An 11,871-nucleotide genomic window follows, 5' to 3' on the forward strand; every position below is an offset into this window, starting at 1 on the left:
GCCCCGGCACTTGCCGCCGGGGCGCAGGTCATCTTCGCGAGCGCTCCAGCAATGCCTTGAACGCTGCGGCATCGATCGGTCGACTGATCAGGTAACCCTGCGCCTCGTCGCACCCCTGCTCACGCAGGAATGCCAGCTGCTCCTGGGTTTCCACCCCCTCGGCCACCACCTCCAGCCCCAGGCTCTTGGCCATGGCGATGATCGCCCGGATGATCGCGGCATCCTGGCTGCCCTCCTGCAGGCCCCGAATGAACGCCTGGTCGATCTTCACGTAGTCCACCGGAAAGCGCTTGAGGTAACTCAGCGATGAATAGCCGGTACCAAAATCGTCGATCGCCAGCTTCACGCCCAATGCGTGCAGTTGCTGGAAGGTGGCGATGATGTGCTCGACATTGTCGAGCAACTGGCTTTCGGTCAGCTCCAGCTCCAGCAGGTGCGGCGCCAGTCCGGTCTCCTGCAGTACCTGACGCACCAGGCTGACCACCTTGCCCTGGCGCAACTGGTAGACCGACAGGTTGACCGACACACGGATCTCACAGCCCTGGCGCAACCATTCACATGCCTGCCAACACGCCTGACGCAGGACGAACTCACCCATCGGCGCAATCAACCCGGTTTCTTCGGCCAGCCCGATGAACTCGCCCGGCGGCACCATGCCCCACTGCGGATGCTGCCAGCGCACCAGCGCCTCGGCGGCATGCAGACGGCCGGAACGCAGGCACAGCTTGGGCTGGAAGTAGACCCGCAGCTGGTTTTCGTCGAGAGCCTTGCGCAGATCGTTTTCCAGTTGCAGGCGTTCCAGGGTGCTGGCACGCAGGCTTTCGGTATAGAACTGGAAGCTGTCGCCCCCCAGGTGCTTGGCGTGTTGCTTGGCCATGTCGGCCTGACTGACCAAAGCGTTGAGGTCGAAAGTGGCCTCCGACAACACACTGATGCCCACCGATGCACTGATCACCACCTCATGACCGCCCACTCGCTGCGGCACCCGCAGCTTGTCGAGCAGGCGTGTGGTGACCCGCACCAGGCTGGAAAGATTGCTGTAGCCATCGAACAGCACGGCGAACTCGTCGCCGGAAATACGCGCCACGGTGTCGGCCTCCGGCACCGCATTGGCCAGGCGCTGGGCCATTTTCTTCAGCAACTGGTCGGCCAGTTCGTGCCCAAGGCTTTCATTGAGCAGCTTGAAGCGGTCCAGATCGACATGCAGCAGCGCCAGGCTGCGGCCGTTCAAGCGCACACGCTGCACCGCCTCATGCAGGCGCAGACGGAACAGCGCTCGGTTGGCAAGGCCTGTGAGGTCATCGTAGTGGGCGAGATAGCGCAGGCGCTCCTCCGACTCACGGCGCGCCGACAGGTCCGTGAAGAACGCCACGATATTGCTGATGTTGCCCCGTCCATCGCTCACGCCATTGAGCTGCAACCATTGCGGGTAGAGCTCGCCATTGCTGCGCGCCTCGACCAGCTCGCCCTCCCAGCGCCCTTGCTGCTCGAGGGCCTGGTGAATCGATTGGCTGTGCCGACGGGCGTCGCGGCTGCAGGGCAGCTCCAGCAGGTCACGCAGGATCAGGTCTTCGCGCCCATAGCCGGTGAGATCGCAGAATCGCTGGTTGACCGCCAGCAACTGGTAGTGCGCATCGAGGATGGCGATGCCTTCACTCGCCGCTTCGAACACGGTGGCAGCCAGCCGCTGCTGTTCTTCCTGTTCCTTCTGTGCGGTGATGTCACGACGGGTACCCAGCATGCGCAGGACCTTGCCGTCGGCATCACGCTCGACCGCCCGTCCCCGGTCCTCGATCCAGCACCAGCGACCTTGCGTGTGGCGCACCCGGTATTCGACACGATAGTCGTCGCTGCGGCCCTTGAGGTGCTCGACCAGCGTGCGACGCAGCAGCGGCAGATCGTCGGGATGCAAGCGCGGCTTGAGGTCGGCACGCACCGAGCGCACCTGCCCAGGCTCCAGGCCGAACAAGGCATGCAACTGGGTGTGATGGACTTCGTCGGTTTGCAGGTCCCAGTCCCACAGTCCCAGTTCGCTAGCCTCCAGCGCCAGGCTCAGGCGCTGCTCGCTCGCACCCAGGGCCTGGGTGGCAAGCGCCAGCTCACGGCCTCGCTCGCTCACCCGCAGCTCGAGGCCGGCCTGCGCCTGGCGCAATTGCTCTTCGGCGTGACGACGGTGGCGGATCTCTGCACTCAAGGCCTGGTTCAATTGCTCGCCATGGCGTTGCGCACCCTGCAGATGCTCGATCAATGCCTGGTTCTGGAAGCGCCGAAGCAGACCGCGCTCGATCAGACGATTGACCTGCCAGGCCACCACCATCAGGGCGCCGAGCAGGATCAGGCCAAGCCAGCCCCAGCCGCGCTGCAACCCGTCCTGATAAAAGAACAGAAATCCGATCGGCGGCAACAGGCCGGGTAACACGAAGCTGAGAAAGGCCGGCAGGCTGACCGCGTAGGCGACGCTCGCCGACAGCGCCGCTGCGCCCAGCAGGCCGAATACCCAGGCCTGCTGGACGAAACTGTCCACCGGTACCAGCGCGAGGGCGGCACAGCCAAGCGTCAGGCCACTGAAGGCCGAACCACCCAGAAACATCCGCCACCAGGTCGGCTTGGCCTGACGCTCCGGCGAGGCCGCATCGAAGGCCGCCACCTGGATCACCCGCAAGGCCACCAGCGCCAGCAACCAGACCATCCACACGCCGACCAGCAGATAGCGGGCAGGGCTCCACAGCAGCCAGGCGCAAAGCAGGCCGTTGAGCAACATGAACAGGGTGGGCAGCAAGGAGCCCTGGTAAAGCAGGCGGGTCCGCTCGATGGAGAGCTGGGTTGCGAATTGCCTGCGAACGCTCCTTGTCGATTCGGGTGATGCGTCGATCACCACGCAATTCTGGGTCATATGGCAGTGTTCTTATAATGGTCAGCCGCGAACGTGCACGGAGCATACACAAGCGCGAGGCCGGGCCAAACTGCTGTGTGTCATGATTTCACAAATGCCCGACCATTTGCCCGCAGCCCCCGCGCCAACCTAGAATGGCCGGATGCACACTGATGACCTCTCCCTACTGCTCAATTCCCTCAACGATGCCCAACGCCAGGCCGTAGCAGCCCCGCGTGGGCGTCAACTGGTGCTCGCGGGCGCCGGCTCGGGCAAGACCCGCGTGCTGGTGCATCGCATCGCCTGGCTGATCCAGGTCGAACAGGCCTCGCCGCATTCGATTCTGTCGGTGACCTTCACCAACAAGGCCGCCGCGGAGATGCGTCACCGTATCGAGCAGTTGCTGGGCATCAACCCGGCTGGCATGTGGGTCGGCACCTTCCACGGCCTGGCCCACCGCCTGCTGCGTGCCCACTGGCAGGAAGCGCGCCTGGCGCAGAATTTCCAGATCCTCGACGGCGACGATCAGCAGCGGCTGATCAAGCGAGTGATCCGCGAGATGGGCCTGGATGAGCAGCGCTGGCCGGCACGCCAGGCCCAGTGGTTCATCAACGGCCAGAAGGACGAAGGCCTGCGCCCGCAGCACATCCAGGCCAGCGGCGACCTGTTCCTGGCGACCATGCGCGGCATCTACGAAGCCTATGAGCAGGCCTGCGAGCGCGCCGGGGTCATCGACTTCTCCGAGCTGCTGCTGCGCGCCCTCGACCTGTGGCGCGACAACCCCGGCCTGCTCGAGCACTACCAGCGCCGTTTCCGCCACCTGCTGGTGGACGAATTCCAGGACACCAACGCCGTGCAGTATGCTTGGCTGCGCCTGCTGGCCGGCGGTGGCGAAAGCCTGATGGCTGTGGGCGACGACGACCAGTCGATCTATGGCTGGCGCGGTGCGAAGATCGAGAACATCCATCAATACACCGCCGACTTCCCCGACGCCGAACTGATCCGCCTGGAGCAGAACTACCGCTCCACCAGTGGCATCCTCAAGGCCGCCAACGCCCTGATCGCCAATAACAGCGGGCGCCTGGGCAAGGAGCTGTGGACCGATCTGGGCGAAGGCGAACCCCTCACCCTGTACGCGGCATACAACGAGCACGACGAAGCACGCTACGTGGTCGAAAGCATCGAGCGCATCATCAAGGACGGCAATTCGCGCAGCGACATCGCCATCCTCTATCGCTCCAACGCCCAGTCGCGGGTGCTCGAAGAAGCCCTGCTGCGTGAGCGCATCCCCTACCGCATCTATGGTGGCCAGCGCTTCTTCGAGCGCGCCGAGATCAAGAACGCCATGGCCTACCTTCGTCTGCTCGAAGGCCGCGGCAACGATGCAGCACTCGAGCGGGTGATCAACGTACCGCCCCGCGGCATCGGCGAGAAGACGGTCGAAGCCATCCGCGAACATGCCCGCCACAGCCAGCTGTCGATGTGGGATGCCATGTGCCAGCTGCTCGCTGCCAAAGCACTCAAAGGCCGTGCGGCCAGTGCCCTGGGCGGCTTCATCGAGTTGATGGAAAACCTTGCGAACAAGGTCATGGAGATGCCACTGCACACCATGACCCAGACCGTCATCGAGCAGTCCGGGCTGATCATCTACCACCAGGAAGAAAAGGGTGAAAAGGGCCAGGCTCGGGTAGAAAACCTTGAGGAACTGGTCAGCGCTGCGCGCAACTTCGAATCCACTGAGGAAGATGCCGATCTTTCGCCGCTGTCGGCATTCCTCGGTCACGCCTCGTTGGAGGCCGGCGACGCCCAGGCAGACGAGCACGAAGACAGTGTGCAGTTGATGACCCTGCACAGCGCCAAGGGCCTGGAGTTCCCCTACGTGTTCCTGGTCGGCCTGGAAGAAGGCCTGTTCCCGCACAAGATGAGCCTGGAAGAACCTGGCCGCCTTGAGGAGGAGCGCCGCCTGGCCTACGTCGGGATCACCCGCGCGATGCGCCAGCTGATCATGACCTACGCCGAGACCCGGCGCCTGTATGGCAGCGAGACGTACAACAAGGTGTCGCGTTTCGTACGGGAAATTCCGGCAGGTCTGGTTCAGGAAGTACGCTTGTCCAATTCGGTCAGCCGTCCTTTCGGCGGTGCGCAGACCCAGGCCAGCAGCCTGTTCGCCAACGCCAACATCCCGCAGACGGCGTTCAGCCTTGGCCAGCGCGTGCAGCACTCGGTGTTTGGTGAAGGCGTCATCCTCAACTTTGAAGGGTCCGGGGCACAGGCTCGCGTGCAAGTGAACTTCGACGAAGGCAGCAAGTGGTTGATGCTTGGGTATGCCAAGCTGGAAGCGATCTGAGGACGAGTCGCGCTGACTCGTCCTGCAACGCTCTTTCAGACGCCAGATTCAGACGCGGATTACAGGATCAGGCAAAAGCTCGAAACATTCTTACGCTAGCCATGTCTCCTAGATCATGTGCACCATGACGCGCGTGCAATCCACAAAACGGGAAATCCCATCTTATGCAACGTTTTCTTAGCATCGCACTGGCGCTCTGCGTCGGCCTGACGCTGAGCCTCGACGCCAACGCCAAGCGCTTCGGCGGTGGCAAGAGCTCGGGCGCTGCGCCTATGCACCAGACCCGCCAGGCCTCCCCAACCACGCCTGCCGCCGCGCCGACCGCTCCAGGCCGTGCACCGGCCGCTGCCAGCGGTGCTTCGCGCTGGCTGGGCCCTCTGGCCGGCCTCGCCGCCGGTGGCCTGCTCGCCTCCATGTTCATGGGAGACGGCTTCCAGGGCATGCAGATCCTCGACTTCCTGATCATGGGCCTGATCGCCTTCCTGGTCTTCCGCTTCATCGCTGCGCGCCGTCGCCAGCAGCAGCCGCAAGCTGCCGCAGCCGCCGGCCACGCTCCCTACCAGCGTGAAGTGCAACAACAGCCTGCGCAATCGATCTTCGGTGGTTCGGCCGCCCCTGTCGCCGCCGCGCCGGTCATCAACGCCCCGGCCTGGTTCAACGAGCAGAGCTTCCTGGCCGCTGCCCGCAACCACTTCCAGACGCTTCAGCAGCACTGGGATGCGAACGAGATGGACAAGATCGCCGAGTTCGTTACCCCGCAAATGCTCGAGTTCCTCAAGCGTGAGCGTGCCGAGCAAGGTGATGGCTTCCAGTCCACCTACATCGACGACCTCGATGTGCAACTGGAAGGCGTCGACGACCGCGCCGACAAGACCATCGCTACCCTGACCTTCCGTGGCGTATCGAAGAACTCGCGCTTCGATCAGGGCGAGGCCTTCAGCGAAAGCTGGCACATGGAGCGTGCACAGGGCGAGAACCAGCCCTGGATGCTCGCCGGTATCCGCCAGAACGGCTGATTCTGACGCGCTTCACAGAAAAACCCCGGGCCTGTCCCGGGGTTTTTGCTTTTGCCACACTGGGCTACTAGGGTATAACGCGCAGCGTTGTCATCAAGGTAAGAGGAAGTGAACTGTGGAAGAAGTGATCGAACAACTCCGTGAAGCCAATGAGCCAGTACCCGTGCCCCTGGAGCTTCCCGACGAAGACCAACTGGTCGAAATCGAAGAACAACTGTTCATCAACATTCCCTTCGTCTTCAAGGAATTCCTGCTGACCGTCAGCGACGTGGTCTACGGCTCCCTCGAGCCGGTCACTGTCACCGACCCGCAGTCGCACACCTACTTGCCTGATGTTGCCGCCAATGCCTGGGATGCCGGCGTACCACGCGACCTGATCCCCCTTTGCCAGGACGGCGACAGTTACTACTGCGTCGAGGAAGACGGCACGGTGGTGCTGTGGGATGGCGACGAAGAAATCGTTGGCGAGGAAAGCTGGGAGTCGGTGTGGCACTGGGCGCGGGATGTCTGGCTGGAAAGCTGAACCCGAACACGCAAAATAATGGCATACCGCCATTAACTACTCGTAGAATCGCCAGGCTTTCTGCGCCTGGCGACATCGTTACCGCCTGATCCCCTCGGACTACCATGAAGTCTTGCGCAGGGAGCGATCACCCCTCAATGCGAGTGATCGCGGCTGTTCTCCAACGTTTCCAGCAGGGCGATCTGCATGCGCGTATGCACGCGCACGAACCAACGCCACAGCAGCGCGACCACCACGGCCGCGACTACGGCGATGACCAGCAAAAGCTCGTTGGTCGGCAGGATGCTCGCCGACAGTGCCGACAGCAGCAGGAAGATCACCAGCAGCGACAACAGCGGAATCACTTCGGCAATCACGCGGCGCACGCGCTGAGTGTGTCGCCCGGCCATCTCCGGCTTGACCCCCATCTCCGCCAACAGCATCGACAGCGCCTTGAGCTTGCGATAAGCGGCGATCAGGAATGGCAGTGACAACAACAATGCCGCACCCCAGATCACCGCCTTCTGCTGCCCGACATCACCGATCCATTCGCTCAACCAGGTGCCGATGCGTACCGCGAAGTAACCACCGCTGAAGAAGATGGCGATCACCAGTGCCAGGTTCACCCCCACTTGCAGCAGGATGCGCCGGATCATCGCCGCCAGCATGGCGCCCTCGCCTTGAGGCTGAATGTTGCGCAACCACTCGCCATACAGCGACAGCACCCGCGACAAGCGCTGCGGTACCACCTTGCCCAGGCGAATCGACAGGGGATCCGCAGCACGAATCAGGTAAGGCGTGAGCAAGGTGGTGATGGCCGAGACGGCCACTGCGACTGGATAGAGGAAGTCGCTGGTGACCTGCAAGGTCATGCCCAGGGCAGCGATGATGAAGGAGAATTCGCCAATCTGTGAAAGCCCCATCCCCACACGCAATGAGGTACGTCCATCGTTGCCCGCAATGAAGGCGCCCATGCCGCAAGACAGCATCTTGCCCAACACCACAGCCAGGGTGATCACCACGATCGGCCAAGCGTAGTCGATCAACACCTGCGGATCGATCATCAGGCCAATGGCGACGAAGAAGATGGCGCTGAACAGGTCGCGTACCGGCTCGATCAGGCGCTCGATCTTCAGCAACTGGCGTGATTCGGCCATGATCGCACCGATCAGGAAGGCGCCCAGCACCATGCTGTACTCCAGCTTGACCACCAGCAGGCAGAAGCCGAAGCACAGCCCCAGTACGGTAATCAGCAACATCTCGTTGCTCTCGAACTTCGCCACGTAGGCCAGCAGCCGTGGCACCAGCAGGATGCCGATGACCAACGCCACGATCATGAACAGCGACAGCTTGCCGACGGTGGAGAACACCTCGCCGGAACTGACCGTACCGCTGACCGCAATGCCTGAGAGCAGGGCGATGATGCCGATGCCGAGGATGTCCTCGACGATCAGCACGCCGAAGATCAACTGCGCGAACCGCTCGTTCTTCATCTTCAGGTCGTTGAGCGCCTTGACGATGATCGTCGTCGAGGAGATCGCCAGGATGGCGCCGAGGAACAACGAGTCCATGGTGCTCCAGCCGAACCAGCGGCCGATCTCGAAGCCGATCCAGATCATCAGCACGATTTCGAGGAAGGCAGCGATGAAGGCAGTCGCCCCCACCTTGAACAGCTTGCGCAGGCTGAACTCCAGGCCCAGGCAGAACATCAGGAAGATCACCCCGAGCTCGGCCAGGGTCTTGATCGTGTCTTCGTCGTGGATGAGGCCGAACGGCGGCGTGTGAGGGCCGATGATGAAACCGGCGACGATGTAGCCCAGCACCACCGGTTGGCGCAGCCTGTGGAAAAGAATGGTTACCACCCCTGCGACCAGCATGATCACGGCCAGATCCTGGATGAAGCTTATGGCATGCATGGCGTGGCACTCCTTTTCTCTACGCACGGGGGCAGACCGCTCCTCTGCCAGGCCATCCCCGATCGAGCAGCTAGTACAAATTGTGTTGAAAGGTGGAACACCCATGTTGCATGGGCGTACTCAGGGTAACATCGCGTCCGCTCGTCAAACGCCCGTGCAATATGTAGAAACAGATCGGCAAAAGCGCGCGAGGTAATGGCATGATCGGCGTGACGACGGACCGTCGAGCGACGTCCGTTTCCAGGATGGGAAACCTCAACAGAGGGGAACAGAAGTGTCTGCAGATACCCGCCCCGTTTCAGCGCAACCTCACCGTGAGCACACTATGGAACCTGGAAACGCCCAGCTGAGCATGACCGTCCTGATGACGCCGGACATGGCCAACTTCTCGGGCAACGTACATGGCGGCACCCTGCTGAAATACCTCGACGAAGTGGCCTATGCCTGCGCCAGCCGCTATGCCGGTACTTATGTCGTGACCCTGTCGGTGGACCAGGTGATCTTCCGCGAGCCGGTGCACGTCGGCGAACTGGTGACCTTCCTCGCCTCGGTCAACTACACCGGCAATACCTCCATGGAAGTGGGCATCAAGGTGGTGACCGAGAACATCCGCGAGCGCTCCGTTCGCCACTCCAACAGCTGCTTCTTCACCATGGTCGCGGTCGACGACAATCGCCGCCCGGTCGCGGTGCCGCCACGTCAGCCACAGAACAGCGAAGAGAAGCGCCGCTTCCTGCAGGGCCAGCAGCGCCGCCAGATCCGCCAGGAGCTGGAGAAGCGCTACCAGGACCTGAAGACCGAGTGATCTAGAACGCCAGCACCTGTGCTTCGAAGCGCACCCGCGGATGGGCGATACGGTCCTGCGCCCGCACCAGCTGCAACTCGTAGCTGGCGCAGGCCTGGGTTTCCAGCAGCACTTCGTGCACCGCCGCCGCGGTGAACTCGAAGGCCTGCAGCCACGAATCGCCCAGCAATACCCGCGCCAGGAACAGCCCCGAGGTCAGGTCACCAACTCCAACCGGCTGACGCGGAAACGCCAGCAGCGGGCGGCGCAGGTGCCAGCTCTGCTCGCGGGTCACCAGCAGCATCTCGAAAGCATCCTCGCCGCGCCCCGGGTAGGCCAGGTGCTTGACCAGTACCGCCTGCGGCCCACGTGCCAGCAGGCTGCGCGCCATGGCCACGCAATCTTCCAGCGACTGCGCATGCCGACCACAGAAACTGTCGAGCTCGAGCTGGTTCGGGCAGAGGATGTCGGCCACGGACGCCGCCTGCTCAAGCAGGAAGTCGCTGACCTCCTGGGGCACGATGCAGCCCTTCTCGGCGTGTCCCATCACCGGGTCGCACAGGTACAGCGCACGCGGGTTGACCGCCTTGATCCGTTCGACGCCGGCCAGGATCGCCCGCCCCTGCTCGGCACTGCCCAGGTAACCCGACAGCACTGCATCGCAATGGCCCAGCTCGCCGATATTGGAAATGCCTTCCACCAACGCAGGAATTTGCTCCGGAGCAAGCACTTCGCCAGCCCACTGGCCATACTGAGTGTGGTTGGAGAACTGCACAGTGTTGAGCGGCCAGACATTGACGCCGATGCGCTGCATGGGAAACACCGCGGCGCTGTTTCCGGCATGGCCAAAGACCACATGGGACTGGATCGCGAGCAAGTGCGGTGTACGTTTCATGCAGGAGACTTCCGAAGCTGTGTGGATAAGTGAAAGTCGATCAGTATGAACCCGAAAGCCACCTGTACGACAGGCCAGGCACGCAGTTAAGCTGAAGCCACCTGTCTGGAGCATATGCAAATGTTGACCCTGGAGAACCTGTTCGTCCTGATGCTGTTGGCGACGGCTGGCGCCTGGCTGTGGCACAACCATGGCTTGCGAGAGAAGGCGCTGGAACGGGTCAAGCAGCATTGTGCGAAGCTCGACCTGGAGCTGCTAGACGACGCCGTGGCCCTCAAGCGCATCGCCTTCGTACGCGATGCCAATGGCCGCAAGCGTCTGGCACGGGTCTATGCCTTCGAGTTCACCGTTACCGGCGAACAGCGTCACCCCGGCACCGTGACCCAGTTCGGCGCCCATACCGTACAGATCGAACTGGCACCCTACCCGTTCGAGATCAAGACCCCGCCGCGCACCGATAACGTCATCGAAATGCAGCAATGGCGCCAGGAGCACAACCGCTGGCGCAACTGATCAGCCGTTTACGCGGCAGTGCTCGAAGGCTGCTTGAAGGGGCTGCAACGGCTGGGGCTGATCGAAGATCAGCTCGATACGCGAGTCCCTGCGCCATTCGCTTGAACGCCACTCAGGCACACCGCGCTCCAGGCCATTGAATGATTGCCAACCCTGGGTGCTGTGGATAACCCCTTTGGCTCGCCGCCACGCCCATTGCGCGAGCACGCCACGCAATGCAGCCTCATCGAAGCGCTGGCTCGGATGCCAGCGCCAGCCAACACTCCACCCGCCCTCACCTTGCTGCGCCTGGCCGATGGGTTGGCGCAGATCTGTCCACAGGGCAGCCAAGTTGACGGGTGCACTGTCCACAGGCAGGGTGGAAAGATCCCCTGGGGGTAAAGGCTCTGTGGACAGAATGGGCAGGTTATCCAGGGCAAGCGCAGCATGATCCGTCCACACCGCCCTGATTTCGCCAAACGGCGCAGTTATCAACAGACGCTGTGCATCATCCACATCTTCTGACTTGTTGAAAATCAACAACCCCGCCTGCGCCACTGCGCGCTGTTGCGCATCGGGCAGCGGTTCACCCCGCGCCAGGGCAGCAGCATCCAGCACCATCAGCAGGGGCTGGACATCCAGCACACCAATCCAGGGCGCGTGCCTCAACTGTTCCAACAATTGCACGGGATGACCGAGGCCGGAAGGCTCGATGAACAGCCTGTCGGGCTTGGCCTTGCGCAGCAGACGCCCCAGGCCGACCTGGAATGGCGCCCCGTTGACACAACACAAGCAACCGCCTGCCACCTCGCCAATGGCAACGCCGGCCACGTCGGTGCTGAGCAGCGCAGCGTCGAGGCCGATCTGGCCGAACTCATTGACCAGCACCGCCCAGCGCTCGTTTTCCGGACGCTGACCGAGCAGGTGACGAATCAGGCTGGTCTTGCCTGCGCCCAGTGGGCCGGCGATGACGTAGGTGGGAATGTGCTGCAACATGGCTCAGAATCTAGGTGGACGTGATGCCAGTCTATCGTGGATGCAGGTTCG

The 11,871-nt window shown here is 62.6% G+C and carries 9 protein-coding genes; 5 read left to right on the forward strand and 4 right to left on the reverse strand.

Translation table 11 applies throughout. The features are described from left to right. Positions 1-28 precede the first annotated feature (28 nt). Positions 29-2,893, reverse strand: coding sequence for an EAL domain-containing protein (locus ACMGGG_RS23610; protein WP_414154528.1), 2,865 nt, complete (start codon positions 2,891-2,893; stop codon positions 29-31). A gap of 142 nt (positions 2,894-3,035) precedes the next feature. Between ACMGGG_RS23610 and uvrD the strand changes: the two genes are divergently transcribed. The 3 genes from uvrD (at position 3,036) to ACMGGG_RS23625 (ending at position 6,758) form a co-directional block, all read left to right on the forward strand. Beyond that, complete coding sequence (gene uvrD, locus ACMGGG_RS23615) at positions 3,036-5,219, forward strand: DNA helicase II (RefSeq protein WP_063541860.1); 2,184 nt, start codon at positions 3,036-3,038, stop codon at positions 5,217-5,219. Positions 5,220-5,383: 164 nt separating this feature from the next. Then, on the forward strand, positions 5,384-6,235 hold the full coding sequence (locus ACMGGG_RS23620) for a Tim44 domain-containing protein (RefSeq protein WP_054892980.1): 852 nt from the start codon (positions 5,384-5,386) through the stop codon (positions 6,233-6,235). Between the two features lie 115 nt (positions 6,236-6,350). Next, positions 6,351-6,758, forward strand: coding sequence for an SMI1/KNR4 family protein (locus ACMGGG_RS23625; RefSeq protein WP_063541864.1), 408 nt, complete (start codon positions 6,351-6,353; stop codon positions 6,756-6,758). A gap of 134 nt (positions 6,759-6,892) precedes the next feature. Here ACMGGG_RS23625 and ACMGGG_RS23630 read toward each other — a convergent pair whose 3' ends face one another. After that, positions 6,893-8,653 carry a cation:proton antiporter gene (locus ACMGGG_RS23630; protein WP_063541866.1) on the reverse strand — a complete coding sequence of 587 codons (1,761 nt, stop codon included), beginning with the start codon at positions 8,651-8,653 and terminating at the stop codon, positions 6,893-6,895. 325 nt (positions 8,654-8,978) lie between these two features. Between ACMGGG_RS23630 and ACMGGG_RS23635 the strand changes: the two genes are divergently transcribed. After that, the gene (locus ACMGGG_RS23635) at positions 8,979-9,458 is read left to right on the forward strand and encodes an acyl-CoA thioesterase (RefSeq protein WP_054892983.1); all 480 of its coding nucleotides are present in this window, start codon (positions 8,979-8,981) and stop codon (positions 9,456-9,458) included. A gap of 1 nt (position 9,459) precedes the next feature. On the opposite strand, the gene pdxY is transcribed toward ACMGGG_RS23635, so the two are convergent. Further along, positions 9,460-10,332: a pyridoxal kinase PdxY gene (pdxY, locus tag ACMGGG_RS23640; RefSeq protein WP_112899501.1), complete on the reverse strand. Its 873-nt coding sequence runs from the start codon at positions 10,330-10,332 to the stop codon at positions 9,460-9,462. Between the two features lie 120 nt (positions 10,333-10,452). Here pdxY and ACMGGG_RS23645 point away from each other — a divergent pair, with 120 nt between their 5' ends. Beyond that, positions 10,453-10,845, forward strand: a complete 393-nt coding sequence (locus tag ACMGGG_RS23645; RefSeq protein WP_054892985.1) for a DUF3301 domain-containing protein — start codon at positions 10,453-10,455, stop codon at positions 10,843-10,845. Here ACMGGG_RS23645 and ACMGGG_RS23650 read toward each other — a convergent pair whose 3' ends face one another. Next, positions 10,846-11,820, reverse strand: a complete 975-nt coding sequence (locus tag ACMGGG_RS23650) for a CobW-like GTP-binding protein (RefSeq protein WP_112899502.1) — start codon at positions 11,818-11,820, stop codon at positions 10,846-10,848. Positions 11,821-11,871 lie beyond the last annotated feature (51 nt).

The organism is Pseudomonas sp. BNK-44-b (genome assembly GCF_047456245.1).
Lineage (GTDB): Bacteria > Pseudomonadota > Gammaproteobacteria > Pseudomonadales > Pseudomonadaceae > Aquipseudomonas > Aquipseudomonas machongensis.